At 71.7% G+C, this 26,724-nt stretch carries 26 protein-coding genes; 9 read left to right on the top strand and 17 right to left on the bottom strand.

The genetic code is table 11. The features are described from left to right. Window positions 1–152: 152 nt before the first annotated feature. Both LHA35_RS19835 and LHA35_RS29010 read left to right on the top strand, forming a co-directional pair. Window positions 153–1,067, top strand: coding sequence for an MBL fold metallo-hydrolase (locus tag LHA35_RS19835; RefSeq protein ID WP_226611359.1), 915 nt, complete (start codon window positions 153–155; stop codon window positions 1,065–1,067). Between the two features lie 351 nt (window positions 1,068–1,418). Further along, the gene (locus LHA35_RS29010; protein WP_226611357.1) at window positions 1,419–2,012 is read left to right on the top strand and encodes a CDP-alcohol phosphatidyltransferase family protein; all 594 of its coding nucleotides are present in this window, start codon (window positions 1,419–1,421) and stop codon (window positions 2,010–2,012) included. Between the two features lie 109 nt (window positions 2,013–2,121). Here the strand turns inward: LHA35_RS29010 and LHA35_RS19825 are convergent, their stop codons facing one another. The 4 genes from LHA35_RS19825 to aepX are packed head-to-tail and all read right to left on the bottom strand — an operon-like array spanning window position 2,122 to window position 7,051. Then, window positions 2,122–3,219 (bottom strand): 2-aminoethylphosphonate--pyruvate transaminase, encoded by a 1,098-nt coding sequence (locus LHA35_RS19825; RefSeq protein WP_226611355.1) that lies wholly within the window; start codon window positions 3,217–3,219, stop codon window positions 2,122–2,124. Further along, window positions 3,216–4,208, bottom strand: coding sequence for a lysylphosphatidylglycerol synthase domain-containing protein (locus tag LHA35_RS19820; protein WP_226611352.1), 993 nt, complete (start codon window positions 4,206–4,208; stop codon window positions 3,216–3,218). Before LHA35_RS19820 ends, LHA35_RS19825 begins: the two co-directional genes overlap by 4 nt. After that, window positions 4,205–5,377 (bottom strand): phosphonopyruvate decarboxylase, encoded by a 1,173-nt coding sequence (gene aepY, locus LHA35_RS19815; protein ID WP_226611350.1) that lies wholly within the window; start codon window positions 5,375–5,377, stop codon window positions 4,205–4,207. Before aepY ends, LHA35_RS19820 begins: the two co-directional genes overlap by 4 nt. Before the next feature lie 12 nt (window positions 5,378–5,389). After that, window positions 5,390–7,051 (bottom strand): phosphoenolpyruvate mutase, encoded by a 1,662-nt coding sequence (aepX, locus tag LHA35_RS19810; protein WP_226611348.1) that lies wholly within the window; start codon window positions 7,049–7,051, stop codon window positions 5,390–5,392. Window positions 7,052–7,181: 130 nt separating this feature from the next. Between aepX and LHA35_RS19805 the strand changes: the two genes are divergently transcribed. After that, a complete protein-coding gene (locus tag LHA35_RS19805; RefSeq protein WP_226611363.1) occupies window positions 7,182–7,904 on the top strand; it encodes a phosphocholine cytidylyltransferase family protein in 723 nt (240 codons plus the stop codon). 181 nt (window positions 7,905–8,085) lie between these two features. Here LHA35_RS19805 and LHA35_RS19800 read toward each other — a convergent pair whose 3' ends face one another. From LHA35_RS19800 to LHA35_RS19780, 5 genes are all read right to left on the bottom strand, one after another. Then, window positions 8,086–9,879, bottom strand: coding sequence for a flavin-containing monooxygenase (locus tag LHA35_RS19800; protein WP_226611346.1), 1,794 nt, complete (start codon window positions 9,877–9,879; stop codon window positions 8,086–8,088). A 165-nt stretch (window positions 9,880–10,044) separates the two neighbouring features. Beyond that, on the bottom strand, window positions 10,045–11,268 hold the full coding sequence (locus LHA35_RS19795; protein WP_226611344.1) for an ABC transporter substrate-binding protein: 1,224 nt from the start codon (window positions 11,266–11,268) through the stop codon (window positions 10,045–10,047). Between the two features lie 23 nt (window positions 11,269–11,291). After that, window positions 11,292–12,128: an aspartate/glutamate racemase family protein gene (locus LHA35_RS19790; RefSeq protein WP_226611341.1), complete on the bottom strand. Its 837-nt coding sequence runs from the start codon at window positions 12,126–12,128 to the stop codon at window positions 11,292–11,294. 4 nt (window positions 12,129–12,132) lie between these two features. Continuing rightward, window positions 12,133–13,587, bottom strand: a complete 1,455-nt coding sequence (locus LHA35_RS19785; protein WP_226611339.1) for an FAD-dependent oxidoreductase — start codon at window positions 13,585–13,587, stop codon at window positions 12,133–12,135. A gap of 70 nt (window positions 13,588–13,657) precedes the next feature. Next, window positions 13,658–13,993, bottom strand: coding sequence for a hypothetical protein (locus LHA35_RS19780; RefSeq protein ID WP_226611337.1), 336 nt, complete (start codon window positions 13,991–13,993; stop codon window positions 13,658–13,660). Window positions 13,994–14,420: 427 nt separating this feature from the next. Between LHA35_RS19780 and LHA35_RS19775 the strand changes: the two genes are divergently transcribed. From LHA35_RS19775 to ung, 3 genes are all read left to right on the top strand, one after another. Further along, window positions 14,421–14,672 (top strand): hypothetical protein, encoded by a 252-nt coding sequence (locus tag LHA35_RS19775; protein WP_226611334.1) that lies wholly within the window; start codon window positions 14,421–14,423, stop codon window positions 14,670–14,672. A gap of 167 nt (window positions 14,673–14,839) precedes the next feature. Further along, the gene (locus LHA35_RS19770; RefSeq protein WP_226611332.1) at window positions 14,840–15,154 is read left to right on the top strand and encodes an HU family DNA-binding protein; all 315 of its coding nucleotides are present in this window, start codon (window positions 14,840–14,842) and stop codon (window positions 15,152–15,154) included. A gap of 89 nt (window positions 15,155–15,243) precedes the next feature. Further along, window positions 15,244–15,951: a uracil-DNA glycosylase gene (gene ung / locus LHA35_RS19765; protein ID WP_226611329.1), complete on the top strand. Its 708-nt coding sequence runs from the start codon at window positions 15,244–15,246 to the stop codon at window positions 15,949–15,951. A 597-nt stretch (window positions 15,952–16,548) separates the two neighbouring features. On the opposite strand, the gene LHA35_RS19760 is transcribed toward ung, so the two are convergent. Beyond that, window positions 16,549–17,205 carry a hypothetical protein gene (locus LHA35_RS19760; RefSeq protein ID WP_226611327.1) on the bottom strand — a complete coding sequence of 219 codons (657 nt, stop codon included), beginning with the start codon at window positions 17,203–17,205 and terminating at the stop codon, window positions 16,549–16,551. A 689-nt stretch (window positions 17,206–17,894) separates the two neighbouring features. Here LHA35_RS19760 and LHA35_RS19755 point away from each other — a divergent pair. Then, the gene (locus LHA35_RS19755) at window positions 17,895–18,317 is read left to right on the top strand and encodes a DUF1489 family protein (protein ID WP_226611325.1); all 423 of its coding nucleotides are present in this window, start codon (window positions 17,895–17,897) and stop codon (window positions 18,315–18,317) included. 325 nt (window positions 18,318–18,642) lie between these two features. Here LHA35_RS19755 and LHA35_RS19750 read toward each other — a convergent pair whose 3' ends face one another. Both LHA35_RS19750 and LHA35_RS19745 read right to left on the bottom strand, forming a co-directional pair. Next, window positions 18,643–19,011: an AzlD domain-containing protein gene (locus tag LHA35_RS19750; RefSeq protein WP_226611323.1), complete on the bottom strand. Its 369-nt coding sequence runs from the start codon at window positions 19,009–19,011 to the stop codon at window positions 18,643–18,645. Next, a complete protein-coding gene (locus LHA35_RS19745) occupies window positions 19,004–19,687 on the bottom strand; it encodes an AzlC family ABC transporter permease (protein WP_226611321.1) in 684 nt (227 codons plus the stop codon). Before LHA35_RS19745 ends, LHA35_RS19750 begins: the two co-directional genes overlap by 8 nt. Window positions 19,688–20,179: 492 nt before the next feature. Here LHA35_RS19745 and LHA35_RS19740 point away from each other — a divergent pair, with 492 nt between their 5' ends. Further along, window positions 20,180–20,491, top strand: a complete 312-nt coding sequence (locus tag LHA35_RS19740; RefSeq protein ID WP_226611319.1) for an ArsR/SmtB family transcription factor — start codon at window positions 20,180–20,182, stop codon at window positions 20,489–20,491. Between the two features lie 365 nt (window positions 20,492–20,856). Here LHA35_RS19740 and LHA35_RS19735 read toward each other — a convergent pair whose 3' ends face one another. From LHA35_RS19735 to LHA35_RS19725, 3 genes are all read right to left on the bottom strand, one after another. Continuing rightward, window positions 20,857–21,387, bottom strand: a complete 531-nt coding sequence (locus tag LHA35_RS19735; RefSeq protein ID WP_226611317.1) for a DUF3576 domain-containing protein — start codon at window positions 21,385–21,387, stop codon at window positions 20,857–20,859. 126 nt (window positions 21,388–21,513) lie between these two features. After that, window positions 21,514–22,914, bottom strand: a complete 1,401-nt coding sequence (locus tag LHA35_RS19730; RefSeq protein ID WP_226611315.1) for a porin — start codon at window positions 22,912–22,914, stop codon at window positions 21,514–21,516. A gap of 226 nt (window positions 22,915–23,140) precedes the next feature. Then, on the bottom strand, window positions 23,141–23,788 hold the full coding sequence (locus LHA35_RS19725; protein ID WP_226611312.1) for a thiamine phosphate synthase: 648 nt from the start codon (window positions 23,786–23,788) through the stop codon (window positions 23,141–23,143). Between LHA35_RS19725 and LHA35_RS19720 the strand changes: the two genes are divergently transcribed. Further along, window positions 23,789–24,463, top strand: coding sequence for a YggS family pyridoxal phosphate-dependent enzyme (locus LHA35_RS19720; RefSeq protein ID WP_226611310.1), 675 nt, complete (start codon window positions 23,789–23,791; stop codon window positions 24,461–24,463). Between the two features lie 426 nt (window positions 24,464–24,889). On the opposite strand, the gene LHA35_RS19715 is transcribed toward LHA35_RS19720, so the two are convergent. Then, complete coding sequence (locus tag LHA35_RS19715) at window positions 24,890–25,402, bottom strand: L,D-transpeptidase family protein (protein ID WP_226611308.1); 513 nt, start codon at window positions 25,400–25,402, stop codon at window positions 24,890–24,892. Window positions 25,403–25,462: 60 nt separating this feature from the next. Beyond that, on the bottom strand, window positions 25,463–26,644 hold the full coding sequence (locus tag LHA35_RS19710) for a GTP cyclohydrolase II (RefSeq protein WP_226611305.1): 1,182 nt from the start codon (window positions 26,642–26,644) through the stop codon (window positions 25,463–25,465). Window positions 26,645–26,724: the final 80 nt, after the last annotated feature.

The raw sequence follows: 26,724 nt of genomic DNA, 5'->3' as shown, positions 1-26,724 counted from the left end.
CCCGCCGTGATCGCCCCCAGATAGGCCGCGAACCGCGCCTCGCCCGTCCTCGGCCGCCTTGTCTGCCTCTCTACCATCCCCCACATATAGGAAGACCGGAAAGCTTTGACACAGTAAGACTATAAGCTTGCTCTCAATAAGAGATTTCTTATATGAGTTTCAAGCCCCATCCCGGGGCGGAGGAGGACATCATGGACAAGGCGGCAATCCGCGCCTTCTTCGACGAACCGACGAACACGGTCAGCTACCTGGTCTGGGACCCGGCCACGCAGGAGGCCGCCGTCATCGACCCGGTGCTGGACTGGGACCACAAGTCGGGCACCGCCGACACCGCCTTCGCCGACCGCATGCTGCAGGCCGCCCGGGAGGAAGGCGTCGTCATCCGCTGGGTGCTGGAGACACACGCGCATGCCGACCACCTGACGGCGGCGCCCTATATCAAGGCGAAGACCGGCGCGCCGATCGGCATCGGCGAGCACATCAAGGACGTGCAGCGGATCTTCCGCCCGGTCTTCGACGCGCAGGACGTGAAGCCGGAAGGCGGCGACTTCGACCGGCTGTTCCGGGACGGCGAGCGCTTCCCGCTCGGCCACCTGACGGTCGAGGTGATGCACCTGCCGGGCCACACGCCGGCCGACATCGCGTATCGGATCGGCGGCGACGTCTTCGTCGGCGACACCATCTTCATGCACGACTACGGCACGGCACGGGCCGATTTCCCCGGCGGCGACGCCCATGCGCTGTTCCGCTCCATCCGCCGCCTGCTCGCCCTGCCGCCGGAGACGCGGCTCTGGATGTGCCACGACTACAAGGCGCCGGGGCGCGACGAGTATGCCTGGCAGAGCACGGTGGCCGAGCAGCGCGCGCACAACCCGCATGTGAAGGACGGCGTGACGGAGGAGGAGTTCGTCCGCTTCCGCACGCAGCGCGATGCCGGGCTGGCCGCGCCGACGCTGCTGCTGCCCTCCATCCAGGTGAACATCCGCGCCGGCCGCTTCCCGCAGGCCGAGGCGAACGGCGTCCGCTACCTGCGCATCCCGGTGAAGGCCAAGGGCGGCGTGGTCTGATACTAATCCGCATGAATGCTGACGCATTTATGCGGCCTCAGTCGCCGGCGCCGCGCTGCAGCTTGGCTACGCGCCACTGGGCGCGGCGCCCCCGGTGCCCATGGAAGATGCCTCCGGCATCTTCCATGGGGGCCCGACCGTTCGGGCGCTCAGCCGCCTGCGGCGGCTGCAGGTCAGGACTTATGCGGACGGGTATGGCCACCCGCGGCACGGCGCGGTGCCCTTGAAACCCGGCCGAATGCCGGGCAAGGGAGGCGCCTGTCGCGTCGGGGCCGGCCCGGGGCACGGCCGGGCGGCCGTCCCCGCGGCCATGGCAAGGCTTCCGCGCGGATCCCGGGCAGAGGGCAGGATGTGAGCACCAACACCGTGATTCATCGCATCGTCCGGCCGGCGGTCAGGGCCGTCGCGCCCACGGGCGTGACGCCGAACCACATCACCACGCTGCGCCTCGCCACCGGCATGGCGGCGGCGGCGGCCTTCGCGGTGGGCGGCCCCCTCTGGCCGGCCATCGGCGGCGCCATCTTCGTGCTGTCCATGCTGCTGGACCGGGCGGATGGCGAACTGGCGCGGCAGACCGGGCAATCCAGCCCGGGCGGCTACTGGTACGACATCATCAGCGATTGCGCGTCCAACGTCATGGCCATGATCGGTATCGGGATCGGCCTGCAGGAGGTGCTCGGCCTCTGGGGTCCGCTGCTCGGCCTCGTCGCCGGGGTGGGGATCGGCACCCTTTTCTGGCAGCTCTTCGGCCTGCGCCTGGCGCAGCCACGCGGCTGGGAGCCCTCGCCGGGCATCATCATCGATCCGGACGATGCGCTGATCCTGGTGCCCATTCTCGTCTGGATCGGCGCGGCCGTGCCGATGATCGCCGCCGCCGCGGTGGTCACGCCGCTCGCCGCCCTCTGGCTCGGGCTGCGGGGATCGCGGCCGGACCTGGCGCCGTAGGGCAGGTCGCGGACGGGGCCGGACGCCCGGAAGCAAGCCTCGGCCCGCCCGCGACGAGTTCCGGCGGATGGCGGTGCAGACACACACGCCTTCCGCCGGCGCGGCCGCTTCAGGCCGTCGCCATCTCGCCCAGCACGGCCTCCACCGCCGCCAGCAGCCGCTCCATGTCCCGGCGGCCGATCGCGCCGATGCAGCCGATGCGGAAGGTCTCGGCCTGGGTCAGCTTGCCCGGATAGATCAGGAAGCCACGCGCGGCGAGGGCATCGTAGAATTCGGCGAAGCGGAGCGGCCGCGCCTCGGGCATGCGGAAGGTGGCGATGATCGGCGCCTGCAGCGCGTCCTCCAGATAGAGGCTGAAGCCCAGGCGGCGCATGCCGGCCAGCAGGGTGCGGCAATTCTCCGCATAGCGCGCCAGCCGGGCCGGCGGGCCACCCTCCGCCTCCAGCAGCCTGAGCGCCTCGACCAGCGCCGCCACCACCTGCACCGGCGGGGTGAAGCGCCACTGGCCGTCCTTCTCCAGGCCGCGCCACTGGGCATGCAGGTCCAGGCTGACCGAGGGGCTGACGCCCTCCGCCGCCGCCAGCACCGTCCGCTCGATCAGGGCGAAGCCGATGCCCGGCACCCCCTCCAGGCATTTGTTGGAGGAGGCCATGACGGCCGTGACCGGCAGGCTGCGGAGGTCGATCCCGATGGCGCCGAAGCTGCTCATGGCATCGAGCAGCAGGCGCCGCCCCGCGGCGGCCACCACCGCCGCGACCTCGGCCAGCGGGTTGAGCAGGCCGGTCGTCGTCTCGCAATGCACCAGGGCGACATGGGTCAGACCGGGATCGGCCGCCAGCGCCGCGGCGACGCGCCCGGGCTCGACCGGCCGGTCCTCCGGCCAGCGCAGCACCTCCACGGCGCGGCCCATGCGCCGGGTGATGGCGGCGATGCGCTCGCCATAGGCGCCATTGGCCAGCACCAGCAGCTTGTCGCCGGGCCGCAGCAGGGTGGCGAGGGTCGCCTCGACGATGAAGGTGCCGGAGCCCTGCAACGGCACGCAGGCATGGGTGGCCCCGCCCTGCGCCACGGCCAGCAGCCGTGCGCGCAGCTCGGCCGTGAGCGCGATGAAGGCGGGGTCGCGGGAGCCCCAGTCGCGCAGCATGGCGCGGCGCGTCTCGATCCGGGTGGTGAGGGGCCCGGGCGTCAGCAGGATCGGGTCGGTCATGGGTGTCCTGTCCTCCCTGCGGCGATGAGGGCCGGGCGTGGCGCGGCCATCGCGTCCCAGCGCCAGGCGATGATGCCGGGCAGGCCGAGCACGATGTCGCGGATCCGGCGCAGCAGCGCGAAGGCCAGCGCCTGCTCCGGCGGGATGCCGAAGAGCCCGCAGGCGAGGACGAAGCCGCCCTCCTGCACCCCGACCGCTCCGGGCACCATGAAGCCGAGGCTGCGGGCAAGCTGGCCGAGGCTCTCGATCACCAGCGCCTCGGCGAGCCCGGCCTCGATGCCGAGGATGCGCAGCGCCACCCAGGTCTCCAGCACCCCGAGCAGCCAGGAGGCAAGATGCGCCGCCCCGCTGCCCCAGAGCCGGCCCGGCTGGCGGTAGAGGCGGACCACCGCCTCATGCAGCCCTGCCATGGCGGCCTGCTCCCCGTGCCCGGACCGGCGGGCGAGCTTCGGCGCCAGCCGCTCCACCAGCCGGAACAGGCCCCAGCGCTGCGCCGCCATGAAGCCCAGCGCCATGGCGCCGAGCACCGCCGCCGCGGCCACCGCCCAGTCGGCGGCCGCGCCCTGGTGCGGCAGCTGCCACAGCACTGCCAGGCCGATCGCCGCGAAGGCGAATTGGGAGGCGAGCTCGGCCGCGAGATCGACCGAGACGCTCGCCGTCGCCGGCACCGCGCCGGTCCCGCGGCGGATGAGGAGCTGGGCCCGCACCACATCGCCCCCCACCTGCGCCACAGGCAGCAGCGCGTTCACCGCATCCCGGATCCAGCGCATGCGGAACAGCACGGCCCAGCCCGGCCGGGCGCCCTCGATGAGCGGCGCCCAGCCCAGGGCGGAGGCCAGCATCTGCGGCAGGCGGAGCGCGATGACGGCGAGCATCCCCCAGCCCGCGCCGGCGAGGAGGCCGAGGATCTCGGCGGGGTCGTTCGCGGCGAAGAGGAAGCCGGCGACCGCAACCCCGACCAGGAGGGTGACGAGGCTGGACCACCTCACCGGGGGGCCGGCCCGTCCCGGCGCGCGGCCTCGCGCGCCGCGAGGAAGGCGCGGAAGCGCTGCGCCACCTCGGGCGGCGTCACGGTGGGGCGGCCGAGCTTCGCCATGGAGCCGGGGGCGATCCGCAGATGAATGAGCGCGGGGCCAGGGCCGGCCATCGCCTCCCGCAGCGCCGCCTCGAAGCCCGGGAGCGTCGCGCAGGCGGCGGCACGGGCATAGCCGCAGGCAAGTGCGACGCCGGCGAAATCCACCCCGGGGGAGACGGTGGGCTGGCCGCCGGTCGAGTCATGCACGCCGTTGTCGAGCAGGATGTGGATGAGGTTGCGCGGCGCCTCCGCCCCGATGGTGGCGAAGGTGCCGAGCTTCATCAGCGCCGCGCCGTCGCCATCCAGCACGAAGACCGGCCCCGTGGTGTTGAGCGCGACGCCGAGCGCCATGCCGCTCGCCCCGCCCATGGAGCCGACCTGGTAGAGGTGCTGCGGCCGGTCGGCCAGGGTGAAGAGCTCCCGGCCGCATTTGCCGGTGGTGGCGATGACCGCGCCATCCTCCGGGACCAGTTGCAGGAAGCGCTCCAGCGCCGCGGCGCGGCTTGGCCGCGGCCCCTCGGCGGGGAAATCCGACCGCCGTCCCGGCGCGGGCGGCGCGCGCTCCGGCACGGCCAGCGCCTCCTCCGCCACATCGCCCTTGCGCACGACGAAGGCGAAGGGCAGGCCGGAGGCCTCCATGCGCCCGGCCGCCGCGGCGAGGGCCGGCGCGATCGCCTCCCGCGCCGCCGGGAAGGGCGCATGCGGCACGCCGATGACCGAGAGCAGGTCCTGGGTGATGCGCCCCATCAGCGCGTGCTGCGGCTCGTCCGGGATGCCGGGCTCGCCGCGCCAGGTGGCCAGCAGCAGGGTCGGGATGCGGAAGGGCTCGTTCAGCGAGGTCAGCGGGTTGACCGCGTTGCCCAGGCCGGAATTCTGGCACATGACCACCGTGCGGCGCCCGGCCAGCCAGGCCCCGGCCGCGATCGCCACCGCCTCGCCCTCGCTCGCCGCGCCGACATAGGCGAGGCCGGGCGCGGAGAGGGCGCCGTTGATCAAGGGCGTCAGGAAGCTGCAGGGCACGCCGGTGTAGAAATCGAAGCCGGCGCGCCCGGCCTCGGCGAAGAAATCGGTCGCGGTGATCATCGGGGGCGGAGGCTAGCCCAGGTTGCGCGCCTCGGCGAGGTCGCCGAGCGTATCGACATCGAGCCAATGGCCGGTGAAATAGAGCACCCGGACCGGGTGGCGCGCCGCCAGCCGGGTGAGCAGCAGCGGCAGGTCGGCGCGCTCCAGCAGCCCTTCGGCCTCGATCGCGGCGATCTCCTCCCGCAGCCAGCCGGCGCCGCGGGCGCTGAACCGGGCGAGGCCCATCCACTCGCCGCAGACCTCCCCGGCCGGCAGGTCGCTGGCGATGCGGCGGAGATGGGCGGGGGCGTCGTCCAGGTAGTCGCCGGAGAAGCGCCGGTCGGCGGCCACCAGGTCGCGCGGGGTGGTGCCGCCGGCGCGCGGCGCGGCGCCCTGGCTGTCCACCGCCAGCACGATATCGGCCTCGCTGGTCAACAGGCCGTCGAGGATGTGGCGCTTGAACAGCACGTCGCCATAGGCGATCACCGTCTCGCCGCGGAGGGCGTTGCGGGCGCAGGCGAGCGACCAAAGCTCGCCGGTCTCGGCATGGCGGTCGTTATCGACCATGCGCACGCCCTCGAGCTGCACCGCCTCCTTGCGATAGCCGCGCACCACGGTGACGTCGCGCACCCCGCTCTCGCGCAGGGTGTGCACGAGACTGCCGAGCAGGGGCCGGCCGCGGATATCCACCATGCATTTCGGCCGGTCGGCGGTGAGCGCGCCGAGATCGCCGCCGGAGGCCGCGAGGACCACCGCGCCGACGCTCGGCCGCGCCGGCAGGTAGCGCCGCTCGGCCTCCTCCAGCTCGGCATTGCCGACGAGGCGGAACACCTCCTTCACCGAGGCCACCTGGCCCTCGACCCGCATCAGCGATTCGTCCTCGGCGATGCGCGAAGCGGTCTCGCGCATGGCGACGATCGCCGAGCGCAGCAGGTGGTTGGCCCAGATGACGGTGGAGATGCCGGCCTCCCGGTACACGGAGGTGGGCGTCGCATAGTACATGGTCGGCACGATCACCAGCGGCGCGCGGTTGTCCCAGGCGCGGGCGAAGGCGAGGATCTCCTCGGCGGTAGAGCGCTTGGAGTGGATCAGGATCGCATCGGCCCCGGCGCGGTGATAGGCCTCCGCCCGGCGCAGCGCCTCCGCCATGCCGTGGCCGGCGATCAGCGCCTCGACCCGCGCCACCAGGACGAAGCCGTCATCCACCTGGCTGTCCTTGCCGGCCTTGATGCGGCCGCAGAACTCCTCGATATCGGCGAGCGCCTGGCCTTCCCCGATGAAGGAGTTGGTCTTCGGGAAGAGCTTGTCCTCGATGCAGACGCCGGCCAGGCCCCGCTCGCCCAGCTTGCGGACGAAGCGGCGGACATTGTTGAAATTGCCATGGCCTGTGTCGCCATCCACCAGGATGGGCAGGCTGGTGGCATCCGCCATGTATTCGAGCTGGTCCAGCACCTGCGTCCAGGACGCCTCGTTGCTGTCGCGCAGGCCGAGCGCGGCGGAGGTGGTCAGGCCGGAGGCCCAGACGCCGCGGAATCCCGCCTCCTCCACGATCTTGGCGGAGAGGCCGTCATGCGCCTCCATCAGGAAGGACAGCGTGGGCGAGGTGATCTCCCGCCGCAGGGCGGCGAATCTCGACACGCCGGAGCGCGGCGCGATGCCTGTGCTGCGCGGGCCGGTCGGCGTCGCATCGTTCAAGGCTGGACCCCTTGGCTGTCTGGATGGCAGGCCGGCCGCTTAGCCTGGATTTCCCGCAGGCGCCGTGTCACGATCCGGTCAGAATTCGGAGTACATCTACTTGCAGCACTGCCCGACTGCAACTGCCGTCATCCTTGCCGCCGGCATCGGACGACGGCTCGGGATCGATGGTCATCCGCCGAAGGTCATGCTCGAATTCGGCGGCCGCACGCTCCTGCAGCGCCACCTGGACGCCCTGCAGGCCGCCGGCATCGGGCGGGTGAGCATCACCGTCGGCTATGAGCGGGAGATGATCGAGGCGGAAGTGGAGCGACTGGGCTGGCGCGACCGCGTCGGCTTCGTGCACAACCCGCGCTTCCGCGAAGGCAGCCTGCTGTCGCTCTGGGTGCAGTCGGAGTGCCTGCAGGCCGGGCAGCCGCTGCTGCTGATGGATGGCGACGTGCTCTACGACCCCGGCATGATCCGCCGCCTGGTCGAGGCGCCGGGCGAGAACATCCTGCTGGTGGACCGCGATATCGAGCCGGGCGACGAGCCGGTGAAGATCTGCTTCCGCGACGGCCGCATCGTGGACTTCCGCAAGCGGCCCGAGCACGCGCATGACTGGCATGGCGAATCCGTCGGCTTCTTCCGCTTCTCCGGCGCGATGGCCGGAGCCCTGGCCGAACGCTGCGGCGCCTATGTCGCGCGCGGCCAGACGGGCCTGGAATACGAGGAGGCGATCCGCGACCTGATCCTGGCGCAGCCCGAGCGGTTCGGCGCGCATGACGTGAGCGACCTGCCCTGGGTCGAGATCGACTTCGAGGCCGACGTCGCCCGCGCCCGTGCCGAGGTTCTCCCGCAACTGCGCCGATAACGGGCGGGCCCGGGGGCGAACCGGCGGCGGCGCCCTGCACGGGCGCCCCGGCCACGGACCGCCGGGGACCTGCGGCGCAGATCCCCTGCAGCAAGGGCAAGGCGGCGGGGAAGCGGGCATCAACACCGCCGCGTCGAGCGAGGACAATACCCCAGGCCGGAACGTCCGCGTGCCCCCCCCTTCAGAGCGGGCCGAGCTTCCCGAGTTCCATCGCCTTGATCTGCAGGGCGAGGTATTTCGAGTTGATCCGGCATTGCGACAGGCCACCGGCGATGAACCAGAGGCATTCCTGCGGCGTGCGCTTGTACATGTTGTTGAGCTCGCCATCCTCCCCGATGCCCCAGACCGGCCCGATGCGTTCCACCATCTCATCGCCGAGCGCGCGGCGGACGAGCTCCTGTTGCGGGTAGTAGCCGGTCGCCAGCACGATGAGGTCGGCGGGAACCGTCGATCCATCCTTCAGGAGCACGCCATCGGCGGTGAAGCGCTCGATCCGGTCATACTGCAGCAGGCCCAGCTCGCCCTTGATCATGAGAGCCGAGCTGCCCGCATCGAGGTTGTAGCCGCCGCCGCGCCGGAAATACTTCATCTGGTGGCCGGCCTCGTCCTCGCCGACATCATGCTTGAAGCCGATGCCCTTCAGCCCCTCGATCATCTCCCGGTCGAACTCGAGCATGCGCTTCGTAACGGCCTTGTAGCCCTTGACGATCAGGGGCGGCGTCGCGGAGGAGACGATCAGATCGCAATCCTCGAGCGGTCCCCCCTCATCCCAGATCGCCTCGTTGAGCCTGGCACTCGGGTCGATCGATACGACGGTCGTGGACCCGCGCTGGATGAGCGTTGTGTTCACGCCATGGCTGTGCAGGTCGAGCGCGATGTCATTGGCGCTGCTGCCGGTCCCCAGGATGAGCGCGTTCTTCCCCTTCCAGCCGGCGCCGCTCTCGAAGCCTTCGGAGTGGATGATCTGTCCCTTGAAGTCCGCAAGGCCCGGCAGGTCGGGGATGATGGGATAGCTGCTGACGCCATTGGCGAAGACGAGATGCCGGGGCCGGACGACGCGTTCGGTGCCGTCGGACCGCTTCAGCCGGGCCGTCCAGCACCTGGCCTTCCCGTCCCAGGCGCCGCTGACGAATTCCGTATCCGTCCAGCAGTTGATCTCCATGGCATCGGCATAAAACTCGAACCAGTTTCCCAGCATGTCCTTCGGGATGTATTTCGGCCAGGTCGGCGGGAATTCCATGTAGGGCAGATGGTTCAGGTGGATCGAGTTGTGCAGCGCGAGCGAGTGGTAGCGCTTCCGCCAGCTGTCGCCGATGCGTGGCCATCTCTCGACGACGAGCGTGTCGACGCCGATCTGGTTGAGCCGTGCGGCGATCGAGAGCCCCGCCTGGGCGCCGCCGATGACGAGAACCGTCGGCTCCCGGTCGTCATAGGCGCTGGCCTTCCGGCGCATGTCGGCCCAGTTGTCGCCGCCGAAATTCCGCGAATAGGCCGCCCCGGTCGGCCGGTTGGCGCCGATCTTCTCCTCATGCCCCGCAAGCGTCTCAAGCGTGGTCGAAAGGAGCCAGGCCTTCTTCTCCCCGCCGTCATCGCCGGCCGGCGACAGGCGGATGATTCCTGCCCCGCGCCCCTCGGCCGTGGTGAACTCGAAGATCGCCTCGATGCTGTCGATGCCGAGGCGCGTCACCCGCCGTGGCGGCTTCCGGCCTCGCGGCAGGTGGAAGCCATGCGCGGCCGTGCGCGCCTGTTCCGCCGCGAGTCGCGCCGCGATGCCGTCCCGGCCCGCGGCGGAGCTGAAGGTCCATGTGAAGGCCAGGATATCCCGCCAATGGGAGTCCGCATGGAACAAGGCGCCGATCCGTGACGCATCACGGGATGCGAGAGCCGACTCGAAGGATTTGAGCCAGGTCGCGGCGGAACGCCGGGCCTGTTCCGCAAGCTGGAACTCGCGCAGGGATTGATCGAAATCGTCCATTGTCTTCTCGCAGTGAGAGGTTGCCCCTGTCATGCCTCATGGTGATGCAGGGTCAGGCAATCGGGAAAGCGTCCATGCAGGCATCCCGTCCGCTGAGCGAGCCTCCGCCTGGCGCGAGCGCCGGCGGATCCGGCCTGTCACCCCGCGCCCCGGCCTGCGTTTCCGTCATCCGCCGCGGACCAGGGGACAGCCGCCCTGTTCGAGGGGACGATAGGCCTCCTCGACCGGCACCTCCCGCTCCAGCCTGTAGACGTCGTAGCGTCCGCGGGATTCCGCGGGCGACTTCACGTTGAAGACGTAGACCGGGCTGACACGGCGGCCATCGGCGCGGATCATCCCGCGACCGAAGATGGAATCCTCCGTCGGCAGCGCCTTCATCCTGGCGACGATGGCGCGCCCATCCGTGGAACTCCCCAGCGCCTCCGCCGCCCGGAGGAAATGCGTCACCGCGGCATAGACATTGGCCTGCAGGTCGGTCGGCATGCGCCCACCCATCCTTTCGCCGAAGCGGCGGGCGAAGCTGCGCGTGCCGTCGTTCAGGTCCCAGTACCAGTTGCCGACCACGGTCGCGCCCTGCGTCGCCTCCAGGCCGAGCGAGACGATGTCCGAGACATAGACCGCCAGGCCGACCACGCGCTGCCCGCGCCGGGCCAGGCCGAATTCCGAGGTCTGCTTCATCGCGTTGATGAAGTCCGCCTGGGAATTCGCCAGCGCCACGATGTTGGCGCGGGACGCCTGGGCCTGCAGCAGCACGGAGGAGAAATCGGTGGTGCCGAGCGGATGCCGGACCGAGCCGAGCACCTTGCCGCCCGCCCGCGTCACCGCATCCATCGATTGTTTCTCGAGATCATGGCCGAAGGCGTAATCGGCGGTCACGTAGAACCAGGTTGCCCCGCCGGCCTGCACCAGCGCGCGGCTCGGCACGTTGGACATGGACCAGGTGTCGAGCGAGTAGTGGACCAGGTTGGGTGAGCAGGCATCGCCGGTCAGGCGGCTGGCGACCGCCGCCGTCACCAGGGCCACCCGGTTGGCGCTGCGCGCCACCTCGCCCACCGCCAGCGCGATCGCCGAATTGGGCAGGTCCACCACCGCATCCACGCCTTCCGTGTCGAACCAGCGGCGGGCGAGGGCGGAACCGGTATCGGCGCGGTTCTGGTGGTCGCCGGAGAGGATCTGCACCGGCAGCCCCGCGGCGCGGCCGCCGAAATCCTCCGCCGCGAGCTGCGCCGCGACGACCGAGCCAGGGCCGGCGACATCGGCGAAGCTGCCGGAGAGATCGCTGAGGATGCCGATGCGGATCGCCTCCCGCTTCGGGGCCGGCTGCGCCGCGGCGGGCAGCGCGCCGAGGCCGGCGAGCGCCGTCGCCAGCAGGAGCATGCGTCTGATCATGGTTGTTTCCTCCCTTCCTTCGTTCAGCGGTCGTTGCCGCCCGAGAAGTCGCCCTCCGCCATGGGCCCGACCCCGGCGGCGGCGCGCGCCTGCGCCAGCATCGCGGGGGGCGGCCTGGCGTAGTGGCCGATGCGGCTGACCTTGAGCCCCAGCGCCGTCCTTGCCCCGGCCATGAAGGCGGCGTGCCGGAACAGCGTGCCGAGCGCATCCATCACCGGCGCGCCATGCAGGCGCCGCACGCCATGGCGCCAGGCGAATTCGTTCAGGAAGCCGTCGCCCGGGATCAGCACCTCCGCCCCCATGGCCACCAGCCGCCCGCAGGCCTCGGCGAAGGCGTCCAGCAACGGGCGCGCGGCCGCCTCGTCCACCTCCAGCATGTACTCGTCGATCGGCGGGTGCATCGGCACCACGCCGGCCAGCCGCTCCCGCAGCCCATAGGCGCGGGCCAGTTCCTCATGCTGGGCGCGCTGGCTCTCCTCCAGCGAAACCAGACCGAAGCGGTGGCCCAGCGAGCAGGCGACCAGCATGCAGGTCTCGGAAAGCCCCATGCAGGGGATGTCCACCAGCGACCGGCAGGCACGCAGCGCCGGGTCGTAGAAGCAGCCGAGGGCGAAGGCATCGTAGCCTTCGCGCTCGGCGGCCAGCGCCGCCTCCACCACCTGCTGCTCGTTCAGCATCTCCAGGTAGCGGTGCCGGATGGCGTGGATCGGCGCGAATTCCACCCCGTAGGTCCCGGGCCTGAGGCCATGCAGCGCCACGCTGTCGCCCGCCGGCATCACCGCCGCCACATGCCGCGCCAGGGTCGCGCGGTAGACCGGCACGCGGTCCAGGTCGCTGAAGCTCTGGTGCCAGATGCGCATCGGCTCAGGCCGCATTGGCCCGGCGCGCCGCATGCCTGCCCGCCAGCCTGCCGAAGACCAGCCCCTTCAGCACGGAGGTCGCGCCGGTATAGGTGCGATAATAGGTCCCGATGATCTCGCCGGCGGCATAGAGGCCCTCGATCGGCCAGCCATCGCCGTCCAGCCCCCGGCCCTCGCTGTCCACCTTCACCCCGCCGAAGGTGAAGACATTGGCGGAGATGATCGGATAGGCATGGAAGGGCGGCTCGTCCAGCGGCAGGGCCCAGTTCGACTTGGGCGGGGTGAGGCCGCGGGTGGCGAGGCCGTCGGGTTCCAGCGGCTTCCATTCGCCCGGCATGCAGGCGGCGTTGTAGGCCCGCACGGTCCCGGCCAGCGCCTCGGCCGGCAGGCCGAGCTTCGCCGCCATCTCCTCGAGCGTCGCCGCCACGACCGGCGGCTTGTCGGTGCGGATGGCGAGCCGGTGATTCGGGATGCGCAGGTGCTTCGCATCCAGGATCACATGCGCCAGGCCGTCGCGCTGCTCGAAGATCCGGCGCGTCACGCTTTCATAATGCGCATCCACCGTGCCCGGCGCCTCATCGGTGAAACGGTGGCCGTCCTTGTTCACCAGGATGCCGTATGGGAAGATGAAGACGGAGGGCTCGGAGACGCCCGAGCGGGGGTCGATCGGCTCGGCATGGTAGCTGCCGAAATCCCCGGCGGTCGCGGCGCCGACCTCCAGCGCCATGCGGATCCCGTCGCCACGGTTGAAATTGGCGCCCTTGCAGATCGGCCGCAGGAAGGCGGCGCGCGGGCCGATATAGCGCGCCAGCATCTCGGCATTGCCCTCGAACCCGCCGCAGGCCAGCACGACGCGGCCCTGCAGGCGCAGCCGCCCCTCGGCGCGGCTGCGCGCCACCAGCCCGGTCACGCAGCCCTGCGCGTCACGCTCCAGTTGCTCCGCCGTCGTTTCGTAGAGGAAGGCGACGCCCAGCGCCTCGGCCCGCGCCGCCATGCCCTCCACCAGCGCGAGGCCGCCGCCCACCGGCAGCAGGCGCGGCTGGGACTTCGTCAGGAATTGCGTCGGCAGGAAATCGAAGCGCAGGCCGAAGCCCTTCAGCCAGGCAATGGTCGGCCCGGCCTGGTCGGCGAAGGTGGCGATGAAGCCGGGCTCGGCGATCGACAGCGCATTGGCATAGGGCGCGCGCTCGCCGGCGGGACGGGCGCTCTCCTCGATCAGATCGGGATCCACATAGCCGCTGCTGTTCTCGGCGAGATGCGTCTCGAAGTCGTCGGTGACTTCGGCCTCGCTCTTCATCCGCAGATAGGCTTCGGTGTAGCGGCTCTGGCCGCCTCGCTCCTCACGCGGCGCGCGTTCCAGCACCGCGACCCGCGCACCCGCCTCGGCGGCAGCAACGGCGGCGGACAGGCCCGCGGCGCCGCATCCCGCCACGACCACATCGAAGCGCCGTTCCTGCATGGCGCGTCCTCCCATTTCGGGCAGCATGGCATGCGCCCGGTCGGCCCGGAAGACAGGGCGCGGCACGGCTTCAGGCGGCCGGTGACGAGATCAGGGGAATGCCCATGGCGCGCGACATCGTGGTGCGGCGGATGGCGACCCGCCGCGCGGCGCTGACGAGCCGCGGGAGTTCCCGATCGCGCGGGCATGCCATGCCGCTGCCTCCCATGCCGCGGCAGCGTCGCATCGACGGATCGAGGCGGATCTGCTGCTGAACGGGGCTGCCATCCGCCGCCGGCTTCGCATGGGGCGTCATGGCAAGCCGCGCGCTCCGGCCCGACGATCCAGCCCTGACGGTCAGCGGAGTGCTGCGGCAGGCGTCCGGACTCTCGCCGTCTTCCGCAACCGCTGGGATGCAGGCCGGCATCGCGACAGCGGAACATGCACGCCGGTCGCCGGCAGCAGGGCACGGATTTCGAAGCCATCGGGCCGGGTCCGGCGTTGCTTCGCCGCAGCCTGCATCGGAGACTCAGGATGGCATCGGACAAGCCAGACCCCATGACCAGCCCGGACCGGGACAAGCCCGGCAATCACCCCGCATCGCGGCCAGGGCAGGAGCCCGATCCGAAGGCGCAGAAGCCGGGCGACAAGCCGGGCGAGCCCGGGCTGGCGGGTGGGCCTGCCGGTGCAGGTTCCATGGCCGGCACGGGCGGCAGCAGAGGATAGCGAGCGTCCTCGGCCCTCCTGCGATCGGTGGCCGCCACCGCCGCCCGGGAGAGTTGCCGCTGCCTTGAAGAGCGCTTCCTGGACGGATCGTGCCTTGCTGGCATCCGGCGGGCGTAGTCCAAGGCGGCATGCCCCTGCTGCGTGCCTTCCTGCGTAATCTCGCTATTGTCCTTGTGGTCGGGTCCGTTGGTTTCCTCGCACTGCGCCTGCCCTTCTCGCCATGGATCAGCGCCTTGCTCTACGCGGCCGCGCTGGCCGCGCTGATGACCTGGGGAGAACACGCCCCGCCGCCCAGGAATCGCTCCAGGCGCAATGGCCAGCGCGATGCCGGCAACCGTTCCCAGCGCCGGCCCCGTGCCGCATCCAGGGCCAATACCTGAGAACCACCGCCAGTGCCGTGCCGTCCCGGCAAGGGACCGGGCAGGGTGAGAGATGCCGCGGGATGGCAGGCAAGTTCGACTTCCCCTTCGGAATGCAGTAGATTTTGTCCTTCGCCATGCCGCGCGCACGAGCCCGGTTTCGCGATGCCTCGCTGACGGAGCGCCCAGTGTCGAAGAAGTTCCTGACCGATGCCATCCTGCAATCCGCCGAGATGCCGGCGAGTTCGGCCAACCGGCTTGCCGGCGACATCATCGCGGCCATCAGGGCGGAGATCATCGAGACCGGCCGCTTCACCATTCCCGATTTCGGCGCCTTCGTGGTCCGCGAGACGCCGAAGCGGACCGCGCTGAATCCGCGAACCGGCGAGAAGGTCGCGGTGAAGGCCGGCGCGACGGTGAAGTTCAAGGCAAGCCCTTCGCTGAAGGAAGCTGCCTTTGCCGGCCTGAAGAAGGCCAAGCGGAAGGCCGCTCGGCAGGCCTGAGCACCGTCGCCGGCCGTGCGGCGGCGCCGGCGGGACAACCGTGCGGCGGCTCCGGGCTCACTGCAGCGGATAGGCGGGATGGACAGGCCGTGCCCTTCTTCGACAAGGCCCGCGCGAGCCTCCCGGCCTGCTGGCAGGCGGCGATCGGCGGTGAGTTCGACGCACCGTACATGCGTGCCCTGGAGGCGCTCATCGCCTCCGAATCGGCGGCGGGGAAGACGCTCTACCCGGCGGAGGAGCTGATCTTTGCCGCCCTGGCCCGGACACCGCTGAGCCGGGTGAAGGCCGTGATCCTTGGCCAGGACCCTTATCATGGGCCCGGACAGGCCATGGGCCTCGCCTTCTCCGTGCCGCCCGGCATTCGCTGTCCACCCAGCCTGCGGAACATCTTCAAGGAGCTCGAGGCCGATATCGGGGTCCCGGCGCCACGGCATGGCTGCCTCCTCGACTGGGCGGATCGCGGCGTGCTGCTGCTCAACGCCAGCCTGACCGTCGAGCACGGCAAGGCCGGAAGCCATGCACGGGCGGGCTGGCAGCGGTTCACCGACCGGGTGCTGCAGGCGGTCAGTGCCCGCTCGGCGCCGGTCGCCTTCCTCCTGTGGGGCAACCACGCACGGTCGAAGGCACCGATGCTGGATGCGGAGCGACACCTGGTGCATGTCTCCGAACACCCGTCGCCGCTCGCGGCCTATCGCGGCTTCTTCGGGTCCCGGCCGTTCTCGAAGACGAATGCCTTCCTTGCGGCGCGCGGGATCACGCCCATCGACTGGCAGATCGGCAGCGGCTGCGCGCGCTGACGCAGACCGCGGCAGGCCGTGGACGACCGGATCGCGGCGGGGACGCATCCCCTCGCCCCGGCTCTTCGCCGGCCCAGGCGCCCTCATCGAGCCCTGCTGCGCGGCCTGAAAGCGTTCGCGCGCGGCACCGCTTCCCTGACCGGTGCCCCCTGCCTGCGGGTGGGCGGAACGCCGTGCGGCGGGTAGCAGCCCCCCATCCGGGATGGCCGTGCCCGGCGCGTCCGGCAGCGCCCATTGCGGGATGCCCTCGGCATCCATGGCGATGCCCACGGCCCGATGGCGAAACCCATGTCTGCGGCGAGCCGGAGGCGCCGCAGGACCGGCCCGAGCACCTGCGGCATGCGCGGTGAAGCCGGTCGACCATCCGGCGGCAGCGGCATCACCATCGGACCGCGGACAGGATGGCTATGGGGCGGGGAGGCACGATGGCCGCCGCACGGGGCGCTCCGCTCAGCCGGCGCCTTCCTGTCACGCCCCGTGCTTCATGCCGCCCGCCCCAGGCTCGCGGGCCGATCCCGCCCTTCGGGGCGAGGCATCGCCGATGCCTCGCCCCTACGGCACTCGTCCCGGAGCCCGCGGCGGCCCTATCCGGCCGGATCAGCCCCAGAGATGGTCGGAATGGGCCTCGGCGTATGCCTTGACCGCTTCCTTGTCGATGGACTCGACATCCTTGAGCGTTATCGTGTTGTGCTTGCCCCAGGCGATGACGACGTCGCCATCTCCCTCGCCGTTGTTGAGCAGCTTGAAGTCGTAGTCGTCCTCAATCTTGATGACGTCGTGCTTGTCGTCGAAGCCCTTGATGGTGTCGTCACCACCATACTTGTCATCGAAGATGAATACCTCATCCTTGTACTTGTCTGCGATGTAGAACTGGTCACCGGGCTTGTCGTTGATGACCTTCACGGCATGGTCGTGGTGATCCTTGCCGGCGTGGTGGTCCTTGCCGTCGTGATGGTCCTTCCCGGCGTGGTGGTCCTTGCCGGCATGATGGTCCTTGTCGTGGTGCCCGCCCTTTTCGCCTTCCTTGTCCTTCCCGTGATGGTCGGGCCTGGTGCCCTCGTCATCCTTCTTGTGCCGCACAGGATAGGTGGGGCTGGTGCCTTCCTCGGCGTTCTTGTGCTTTCCGTAATGGTCGGGGCTGGCCTCCGCATCGTCCTTCTTCCGTGCGATGGGGTAAGTCGACTTGTAGTCCTTCATGCCTTCATAAGGCTTCTGGGAATAGCTGTGCGTCGTGGGCGCAGTGTCGTTGCCCATCGGAATCTCCTTTTCACATGAATACGAACCAAGCAACAAAGAAAACACCCATCTACTTTCCATGAATGCCCCTGGTCCGCGCGAGAGAGAACGCCGCAACCGCGCTTGGCTCCACGCAAGAATAAGAGATTTCAGTCAAGAACTACTTACAGATTCAAACAAGAGCCTCAGATTATTATCTTGAATGAAGACAATTGGCGGGGTGATTAGAGCGTGGGTTGCGGATTACGGCACCGATGACGGCGCCCTCATGTCATCTGTCTGGAAGGCAGCCAGAATCATCGCCCGGGTCGAAGCGCAGGACCTGACAGGCAGCCACCATCGTGCAGGAATCGTGAAGCCCGGACGACCGGGCCTGGCGCAGCCCGGGGCGAAGCGCCTTCGGGTCCGGGCCCAACCGCAGGCGGGCGGAAGGCTGGCGAGCCGGCCCTGATGGTCTGCGTGACGCCGGGGCCCACGCCGCTGGGGAAGCTGCCCGGTGATCCGGGCCGTGCGACCGCCCGAAGCCCCGCATGGCCAGGCCACCATGACCCGATCCGGTTCCGGGTCACTGCCGTCCCTGCAGACTCCGGCATTCCTGGCTGCCTCCATGCGCCCGGCGCGAAGGAAGCTGCAGTCATGAGCCGGCATGCCGGGCCCAAAGGCAAAGACCACCTTGCGGGCAGCGGCACAGGGGGTACATCCGCCCTGTGCTTCACCTCATCAAACTGTCGGTCGGCCCGAAGGATGTCACCCAGCTGCGGGACATCCAGGCGCGCCGCGCCCTGGCCGACCCGCCGCTGCGCCACCAGACCCGGATGTTTCCGAAGCGCGCGGCGGAAATCCTCGCCGGCGGCTCGATCTATTGGGTGGTCGCGGGCTTCGTGCAGGTGCGCCAGCGCATCCTGGAGATCCGGGAGGAAGCCTGGGACGACGGCACCGCCTGCGCCGGGCTGGTGCTGGACCCGGAGCTGGTCCCGGTGGCGGCGCGGCCGGTGAAGCCCTTCCAGGGCTGGCGCTACCTGGAGCCGGCGGCCGCCCCGCCCGATCTGGCAGAGGCCGCGGCGGCCGAGGGCCTAGAGGCCCTGCCGGCGAAGCTCCTGCAGGAACTGCGGGCGCTCGGGCTGCTGTAGGGCTTCGCCCCTCCTCGGGCCCTCGCCCGACATTCCCGTGCAGCGCGCCTGAGCCCCCGCCGAGGGCCCCGCGCCCGATCAAGGACAAGGAGGCTGCGCGCGGCCGGGCCACGCCCAATGGACCATGGTCGGCCTCGGCGAGGTTGCAGGCGCGCCTGCACCGGCATTGGCGGGGTGGCGCCCCCAGGCCCGGGCCCATGCCTGGCGCATGTCCTGCCTCCGCCGGCGGTCCCCAGGGTCCAGGGTCCTGGCTTCGCGGCATGGGCCGGTGGCGCGCGCCCGGCCCGCTCCACCGGCCGCAGGTCGGGACGTCATGCGCCAGACATCACAGCACCGCCCGGACCGCCGCCAGCGCGGCGAGCCCCGCCAGCAGCGCGGGCAGCAGCCGCCCGCCGGTCGCGCGGAAGGCCAGCAGCCCCACCGCCAGCCCCGCCAGCCGCGCCGGCCAGGGCACCGCCGCCGCCGCGCCGCCCGGCGCCGTCACGGCCAGCGCGACGAAGGCCGCGAGCGTCGCCTGGCTGACCGCGGCCGCCCAGGCGACCAGCGGATGGTCCGGCCGCAGTGCGCCCGCCACCAGCAGCCCGGCCGCGCGCAGCGCCAGCATGGCCAGCGCGCTGAGCGCCAGGGCCAGCCCGTGCCCGCCCCCGAGAGCACCGCCCAGGGCCTGGATCACCGGGGCAATGGGGTCAGCCACGCCGCCCCCATAGGAAGGCCAGCGTCCCGCCCGCGAGGCCGGCGGCCAGCAACCCCCAGGCGGGCGGCAGCAGCAGCGCGAGCGGCGCCGCCGCGATGCCGGCCAGGATCGCCCGGCGCGAGGCCGGCAGGCGCAGCTCGGCCGCCAGCAGCAGCGCGAAATAGAGCGGGTTGGCGAAGAGCAGCGCCGCCAGCAGCGGCGCATCGAGCAGCGGCGCGGCCAGGAAGCCGGCCGCCGTCGCCAGCCCGGCCACCATCCAGGAAACCAGCGCGAAGCCGAGGAACCAGGGCAGCCGCGCCGCCGGTGGCAGGCCGGGCAGCATCCGCATGGCCGCCGCCCAGGGCGTGATGGCGATGAAGGGCAGGGCCAGCCAGCGCCGCGCCCCGGAAGGGCCGAGCCAGGGGGCGATCGCCAGCGCCATGGGCAGGAAGCGGGCATTGGCGGCCGTGGCGCCCAGCGCCGCCGCAGCGCCGGACGGCCCGGCCTGCAGCAGCACCAGCTGCCCGGCCATGCCATAGACGAGAAGGGAGGCACCGAGCGCCCAGGCAAGGCCAAGCCCGGCCGCCGCCACCGCCGCGCCGAAGGCGAGGAAGCTCACCCCCATGGCGATGGCCGGGGCGCCGAGCGCCGCGGCGGCGCCGGATCGGGCGGGGTGGCTGGGTGCGGGCTGCGGCATGCAGGAGCCGCATCCTGGCACGGCCGACCGTCCCTGCCACCCGCTCCGTCAGGGCGAAGGCCGGTGCGCCGCCCGTCCGCCGAAATGCTGCGCCGCGCAGGGCGACGACCGCCGCGCTGGCCCTTCGGCCGGTCCCCGATGGATCCTGCGGCTTCCGGGCCGTGGCGGGCGGCTCCATGGGCGGTGCGGCCCATGGCGGCTGCGTGCGCAGCCTTCCGGAGCGGATCGCGGAGGGGCGTGAACACCCGGGAGCGTGACTCTGCTCGGGAAACAAGAGCACCAGCGGATCGGCGTTCAGACAGGAACGCAATCCGCTGTAGCGCCGCGGCACGCGATGCCGGAGCCGGGCGGCGACCATTGCATCATGACAAATTCCCGGGGCAGGGTCATGTGTAGGCCGGGGCGGCCTGACCGGTCGCAGCAGGCGGCCGGAAGGGCCATGTCAGGGAAGGCCGGACCGGCCTGGGCCGGTGACGAGGAATGATGGCGAGCATGGAAACGGCGCTGGATGTGCTGGAGGAGCGGGCGGCCGAAGCCGCGCGGCTGCTCCGCCTGCTGGCGCATGAGAAGCGGCTGCTGGTGCTGTGCCACCTGGCGGGCGCCGGCGAGATGAACGTGACGGAGATGGTGCGCGTCGTCGGCCTCTCGCAATCCGCCCTGTCGCAGCACCTGGCGCTGCTGCGGGAGGACGGGCTGGTGGCGACCCGGCGGGAAGCGCAGACCATCTGGTACCGGCTGGCGGATCCCAAGGCGGCGCGGCTGCTGGCGGTGCTGCGCGACCTCTACTGCCCGCCCGAGGCATAGGGCCGACTGCGCGCCCGCGCCGCAGCCGCGGGGCGGGCGAAGGGCGCAGCGCCGGGGCAGGCCGGATACGGCAGCGATGCGCCCCCGGTGCCCGCCGCTGCCCCTGGCGCGGATTGCGGGCGGGTGCAAACGGGCCGGCCCACGCGGCTCGCCTCTCCCGGGGGGCGTCGTCCCGGGGCATGCGCCACGCCGCCGCCGTTACCCTGAGGCGGATCGGCCGTCATGCCGACCGCATTCATCCGGCATCAGGCGCCGGCGCCGCCCCGGCACCGCGCCACCTAGCGCGGGCCGCCTATGGCGGCTGCTGCCAGAAATGCCCGGCAATCCGTCCCGGGCCATGGACCCGCGCGATGGCGCCGGGCCGCTCAGCGGGCGGCGGACTGGCTCCGCAGCTCGCGGGCGCGGGCGAGGACCTTGTCCTCCATGTCGGAATTCGTCGCGTTGGACACCGGGCTGTCCACCCACTGCCCGCGCTCCAGCACCTGCCGGAAGACCTGCACGCGGACGCCGTCCGAGCGGAGCTGGCGGCCGAGGACATAGGCCTGGGCGCGGAAGCGCTCATTCCCCGCGCCGGGGGGCGAGTACCAGTCGGTGATGATGGTTCCGCCGAAGGGGTCGGCCGAGGCCAGCGGCATGAAGGACAGGGTGTCGAGCGTCGCGCGCCAGAGATAGGCGTTGACCGAGAGCCCGGTGCCGGCGGCCGCGGCTTCCCGCGCCTCCCGGTTCTTGTCCACGCCGAAGACGACCAGGCCGGCATCGGCGCCGCGCGGGCGGTTGCGGGCGACGCCGCCCCGCCAGTCGCCGTATTCGTCATTGTTGACCATGCGCTGGTTGGAATCGCCGCAGGCGGCGAGCAGCGGCAGGGCGAGCGCGAGGGCGGCGAGGAAGGGCTTCATGGCGGGCGCACTATGGGCATGCCGCCGGCCGGATCAAGCCCGAAAAGCATCTGGAACGTTGAGGTTCCCGCCAAAAGAAAAGGGGCGGCGGATTGCTCCGCCGCCCCCGTTCCGGACAGGCCCCGATCAGAAGGCGAGGCGGGTGCCCAGGATGAAGACGTTCGCCGTGGTGCGGTCCTGGATGCCCAGCTGCTGCGGGTCGAGGTCGCGGCCACGCTCGGCGATCGTGAACTTGCTCCACTCCGCCACGATGTCCATGCCCGGGGCGATGCGGTAGTTGCCGCCGATGCCATAGCCGAGGCGACGCATCATTGCCGCACCGGCCGCGTTCGGCGTGGTCAGGCCGCTGCTGCCCGGGGCGGCATCGGCCGAGGCCGCGCTGAAGCTCGCGCGGCTCGCGCCCTCGAAGGTGCCCATGACGTAGTTGGCGCCGATGCTGAAGGGGCCAGCGGTGTAGCTGAGGCCGGCGAAGAACTGATCCATCGCGCGGTCGCCGCGAAGGGTGTTGCCCCAGAAGAAGTTCGCGTCGCCGTGCTCATACTGCGCACCAAGCGTGAAGCCATAGGCGGTCGCCTGGGCGCCGACCTGGAACACGCCGAGGTTGTTGAAGACGCGCGCCTGGGTGCCCTGCACCGTCAGCTCGCGGGCGGCGCCGGCGCCGACCCAGCCAACCGTGGTGGACAGGCCGATGCCGGCCAGGCTGCCGCGCCAGCGGCCGGCAATCTGGTACTCGTTCCGGCGAACGGACTGGTTCGGACCAGCGAAGGCGATGCCGTTTGTCGAAGCACCGGTGAACGCGTAGGACGCATCGCACCAGCCCGAGGAGGCGTTGGAGGAGCAGCCCGTGTCCTCGCCCTCGTTGTAGTTCGGGGCGTAGGAGGCGCCGAAGTCGAAGCCGAAGAACTGCGGCGACAGGTAGATGATCTTGGTGTTGTCGTTCAGCGCACCCGGGGAGGTGGTGGTGCGGGTGTTGGCCTGGCGGGTCACGAAGGACTCGCGGTCGCCGTAGATGCCGCCGGTGCCGAAGTTGGTGACCACGCCGGAGTTCATCAGGCCGCCGACCGGGCCGTCCTCGTCACCGAAGCGGAGCTGGCCGAAGCGCGGGGAGGCGATGAAGGTGTACCACTCGTCCGTTGAGGCCGTGGTCTTCCCGGTGCTGGCGCGAGCTTGAACCTGGTTGCGGCCTTCCTGCTGATTGAAGGCGATCTCGATGACCGCGCCATAGGTCAGGCCGTTGGCGGTCTTGCCGTTGACGAAGACATGGACTTCGCCATCGGTCGAGAAGTCGTGCTTCGACAGGCGGGCAATGCCGTTGCCATCGGCCGGCAGGTTGCCGCTGAGCGGGGCGGTTCCCGTAGGCGTGGTGTAGGGAACGGTCGAGTTCCGGCCGCTCTGCTGCGTGTAGCCGTAATAGACCCGGAAGAAGCCACCGATGCGGACGGTCGGGGCTTCCTGCGCCACCGCCAGGGACGGGGCCAGGAGCGCCGCGCCGACCACCGCGGTCGTGCCCAGCAGAATCTTACGCATCTCAATCCTCCTCACGCGCCGGCAATGCCGGCTGTTCCCACGACCCGCCTGTCCCCCTAGGCAGGAAGCCACCCCCCGCTTCCGGCGATAGCCAAGGAACGGATGCGCTCGGGTCCCACCAGACTATGGTGCAGCGGAACAAACGGCGGCAACCGGTCGGATGCGCCGACCGCGACTTCCCCGAAACACTGTGGCACGCCCGCCACATACCTCCGATGCATGCCCGTTACCCGCCGGACGCGGTGCTGGCCCCGCTGCTCCCCCCTTGGCCGGGCGGCTGGCCGAACGCGCCGATGGCGGCGAATCCAGCCGTCCAGCGCGGCAGCCGGGCGGCCTTCGCTCCGTCCAGCCCGCCCAGCGCCACCACCGGCCGTCCCGCCCGCCGCGCCAGCGCCGCCCAGGCCCAGGGGCCGAGCGCCGGCGCGCCCGGATGGCTCGCGGTCGGGAAGACGGGGGAGAGCAGCACGGCATCGGCGCCAATCCGGCGCGCCCGGGCGAGGCCGGCCCGGCCATGCGCCGCCGCCGTCAGCAGCAGGCCGCGGCGCCGGCGCCGCGCCAGCAGGAAGGCCGGCAGCCCCGTGCTGCCGCGCCGGTCCGGCAGGTGCAGCCCGGCCCCGAGCCGCAGCGCCAGCCGCCCCTCCGCCGCCACCAGCAGGTGCAGCCGGTGCCGGCGGGCGATCCGCGCCAGCCCCGCCACCACGCCCGGTGCCAGGCCGCGCGCCACCACCGCCGCGCCGGGCGGCAGGCGCGCCGCCGCGGCCCGCGGATCGGGCAGCCGCAGCGGGTCGCCGAGCAGGAAAAGCCGCGGCAGGTCCCCGGGGGCACCGATGCGCGGCTTGAGGCGCCGCGCCGCCGCCTCTAGCGTCCGTGCCACATGACCCCCGCCGAAGACATCGCCCTGAACCTCGCCCATATCCGGGAGAGGATCGCCGAGGCCACCGCCCGCGCCAACCGCCCGGCCGGCTCCGTCACCCTGGTCGCCGTCTCCAAGACCCATCCGGCGGAGGCGGTGGCGGCGGCGCTCGCCGCCGGCCAGACGGTCTTCGGGGAGAACCGGGTGCAGGAAGCGACAGGGAAATTCCCCTCCCTCCGGCCGGCCTGGCCGGCGCTGCGGCTGCACATCATCGGCGCGCTGCAGACCAACAAGGCGCGCGACGCCGTGCGGATCGCCGAGGTGATCGAGAGCCTGGACCGGCCGCGCCTGGCCGCCGCGCTGGCCGAGGCGATGGCGAAGGAGGGCCGGCGGCCCGACTGCCTCATCCAGGTGAATGTGGGGGAGGAGCCGCAGAAGGCCGGCATCCCGCCCGGAGAGTGCGACGCCTTCCTGCGCACCTGCCGGGAGGAGCATGGGCTGCCGGTGCGCGGCCTGATGTGCATCCCGCCGGCCGAGGGCGACCCGCGGCGGCATTTCGACTGGCTGGCCGGGTGCGCGGCGAAGCATGGCCTGCCGGTGGTCTCCATGGGGATGAGCGGCGATTTCGAGGCGGCGATCGCCTGTGGCGCGACGCATGTGCGGGTGGGATCGGCGATTTTCGGGGTGCGGGGGTGATAAACCTCGACGCGGCAGGACTCCGCGTGCGTTGCGCGAAGACCGGCGTCACGCCTGGGCTTGCGGCGCAAGCGCCCACCGAGTCCTGAGGCGGACGGGTCTACCGGCAGCCGTGAACGGTGCCCCCCTGCGGCGCGGGCGGCCGGGCTGAGCGCCTGAACGGCCGGGGCCCTGTGGAAGATGCGGCCGGCATCTTCCATGGGCAGCGGGGGCGCTGCGCCAGGTGGTGCGTCGCCAGGCCGCAGCGCGGCGCCGGCGACTGAGGCCGCAGGAATGCGTCAGCATTCCTGCGGGTTGGTATGACGCATGCGGGCCGCTGGCCAGGCGGCCAATCCGCGACAATCGGGGGGACAATGGCCCGCCTTGGCATCGCTCCGGCCGAAAAGCTGCCGCGGGCGCGGCGACCCTGACCATGGCGGCCGCGGCTCAGCCCGGCAGCACCTCGATCGCCGTCAGCCCGGCCGCCAGCGCCGCGCGCAGGTCGCGCTCGGGCAGGGCGATGCAGCCCTCGGTCGGCGCCAGGTCCGGCCGCGCCAGGTGCAGGAAGATGGCGCTGCCACGGCCGCGGAGAACCGGGTCGTCGTTCCAGCCGAGCACGCTGATCAGGTCGTAGACCCGGTCCTCGCGCCAGAGATGCTCGTGCCGGGCGGGGTAGGGCAGGCGGACCCGGCGGTTATAGGCGGCATCGCCCGGGTCGTCGCACCAGCCATCCTCGGGCGAGAGCGGCTCCACCGGCACGCGGCAGGCCGGCGGCGCCACCCGGTCGGCGCGGTAGAGCAGGCGGCGGAGCGGCAGCAGCCCGACCGGGGTGGCGCCATCCCCTTCCCGCTTGTCGGCGCGGATCCCGCCTTTCCCGAGGACGCAGCGCCAGGCGAGCGGGCCGAGGCGGAGGATCCCCTCCGGCCCCACCACCGCGCGGCCGGGGTCAGGCGGGCCCATGGCAGGCCTCCCGCCGCGGCGCAGCCCATGCCGGGAGGATCATCGCCAGCCCTCCTCCGGTCAGGCCAGCAGGTGACCGAAGCGGGCGGCCTTGGTCGCGAGATAGCCGTCATTCACCCCGTTGGGGGCGAAGGCATGCGCCTCCCGCCCCTCCACCGCGATGCCGCAGGCCGAGAGCGCCGCCAGCTTGTCCGGGTTGTTGGTCAGCAGCCGAATCCGGCCGATGCCGAGCTGCTGCAGCATGGTGGCGGCCACCAGGAAGCTCCGCTCATCCGCCCCCCAGCCGAGGGCGCGGTTCGCATCCAGCGTGTCCAGGCCGGAATCCTGGAGCGCATAGGCGCGGAGCTTGTTCACCAGGCCGATGCCCCTCCCCTCCTGCGCCAGGTAGAGCAGCACGCCGGTCCCCTCGGCCGCCATGCGGCGGATGGCGCCCTGCAATTGCGGCCCGCAATCGCAGCGGAGCGAGCCGAGCAGGTCGCCGGTGAAGCATTCCGAATGCATGCGGGCCAGCGGGGCGGGCGCGCCCTCCGGCACCGCCTCCGGCCTGCCGACCAGGATCGCCAGGTGCTCGATCCCGCCATCGGCGGCGCGGAAGGCGACAATCCGGGCATCCGGCGCGGCCTCCAGCGGCACGCCCGCCTCGGCGACCCGGCGCAGCGTGGTGGCGGCCCCGGCGGGGTAGGCCAGGATCTGGGCGGCCTCGACCGGGAGCAGGTCCTGGCGCAGCAGGCCCGGCCCCTCCCGCACCGGGGCGGCGACGAGGGCGGGCAGCAACCGCCCCAGCTTGGCGAGCGCCAGCGCGGCGCCGGCGCCGGCCGGGGCCGGCACCCGTTCGGGCCGCGCGCCCTCGGGCAGCAGTCGCTCGGCCGTGGGGTCGGCCAGGCTGCGGAGCGCCAGGGGATCGAAGAGGGCAGCGGACAGGCGGAGGGCGATGGCGGCCTCCTCCCCCTGCACCGGGCGCAGGGCCGGGGTGGGTGCGACCGCGGCGGCGCGGGCCGGGGCCAGCAGCAGGACGGGCGGCGTGCGGGCGAGGGCGGCAATCGCCGCGAGGCCCGGCGCGCCCACCGTCTCGGCCGCGGCGAGCAGCAGCGGCTGGCCGGCCCCGCGCAGCAGGACGGGCGTGCCCCGGCGCAGCTCCGAGGCGGCGCGATGCACGGCACGCAGCGCGAGCGCCGCAGCATCCGGCGCGGCGGGGGACGCCAACGGGGAGGTATTCGAAGGCACGGTGATCGTCATGCTCATGACTGTAGGTCCAACGCCACGGCATGGCGCGCCCCGAATGTGGCACCGGGACGGCGGCTGACAGGAGGGTGAACGAAATA

It is taken from the genome of Roseicella aerolata (genome assembly GCF_020523605.1).
Taxonomy (GTDB): Bacteria; Pseudomonadota; Alphaproteobacteria; order Acetobacterales; family Acetobacteraceae; genus Paracraurococcus; species Paracraurococcus aerolatus.
Note: the sequence above shows the minus strand (reverse complement) of the source record. Positions and strands in the feature narration are given on the sequence as shown.

What these genes read in the sequence shown, in the direction of transcription:
- LHA35_RS19835 (WP_226611359.1), top strand. Translation starts at nt 153, where the DNA reads ATGAGTTTCAAGCCCCATCCCGGGGCGGAGGAGGACATCATGGACAAG.
- LHA35_RS19825 (WP_226611355.1), bottom strand. Translation starts at nt 3,219, where the DNA reads ATGACCGACCCGATCCTGCTGACGCCCGGGCCCCTCACCACCCGGATC.
- aepY (WP_226611350.1), bottom strand. Translation starts at nt 5,377, where the DNA reads ATGATCACCGCGACCGATTTCTTCGCCGAGGCCGGGCGCGCCGGCTTC.
- LHA35_RS19800 (WP_226611346.1), bottom strand. Translation starts at nt 9,879, where the DNA reads ATGGACGATTTCGATCAATCCCTGCGCGAGTTCCAGCTTGCGGAACAG.
- LHA35_RS19795 (WP_226611344.1), bottom strand. Translation starts at nt 11,268, where the DNA reads ATGATCAGACGCATGCTCCTGCTGGCGACGGCGCTCGCCGGCCTCGGC.
- LHA35_RS19790 (WP_226611341.1), bottom strand. Translation starts at nt 12,128, where the DNA reads ATGCGCATCTGGCACCAGAGCTTCAGCGACCTGGACCGCGTGCCGGTC.
- LHA35_RS19785 (WP_226611339.1), bottom strand. Translation starts at nt 13,587, where the DNA reads ATGCAGGAACGGCGCTTCGATGTGGTCGTGGCGGGATGCGGCGCCGCG.
- LHA35_RS19780 (WP_226611337.1), bottom strand. Translation starts at nt 13,993, where the DNA reads ATGCCGGCCTGCATCCCAGCGGTTGCGGAAGACGGCGAGAGTCCGGAC.
- LHA35_RS19775 (WP_226611334.1), top strand. Translation starts at nt 14,421, where the DNA reads ATGCCCCTGCTGCGTGCCTTCCTGCGTAATCTCGCTATTGTCCTTGTG.
- LHA35_RS19760 (WP_226611327.1), bottom strand. Translation starts at nt 17,205, where the DNA reads ATGGGCAACGACACTGCGCCCACGACGCACAGCTATTCCCAGAAGCCT.
- LHA35_RS19745 (WP_226611321.1), bottom strand. Translation starts at nt 19,687, where the DNA reads ATGCCGCAGCCCGCACCCAGCCACCCCGCCCGATCCGGCGCCGCCGCG.
- LHA35_RS19740 (WP_226611319.1), top strand. Translation starts at nt 20,180, where the DNA reads ATGGAAACGGCGCTGGATGTGCTGGAGGAGCGGGCGGCCGAAGCCGCG.
- LHA35_RS19735 (WP_226611317.1), bottom strand. Translation starts at nt 21,387, where the DNA reads ATGAAGCCCTTCCTCGCCGCCCTCGCGCTCGCCCTGCCGCTGCTCGCC.
- LHA35_RS19730 (WP_226611315.1), bottom strand. Translation starts at nt 22,914, where the DNA reads ATGCGTAAGATTCTGCTGGGCACGACCGCGGTGGTCGGCGCGGCGCTC.
- LHA35_RS19720 (WP_226611310.1), top strand. Translation starts at nt 23,789, where the DNA reads ATGACCCCCGCCGAAGACATCGCCCTGAACCTCGCCCATATCCGGGAG.
- LHA35_RS19715 (WP_226611308.1), bottom strand. Translation starts at nt 25,402, where the DNA reads ATGGGCCCGCCTGACCCCGGCCGCGCGGTGGTGGGGCCGGAGGGGATC.
- LHA35_RS19710 (WP_226611305.1), bottom strand. Translation starts at nt 26,644, where the DNA reads ATGAGCATGACGATCACCGTGCCTTCGAATACCTCCCCGTTGGCGTCC.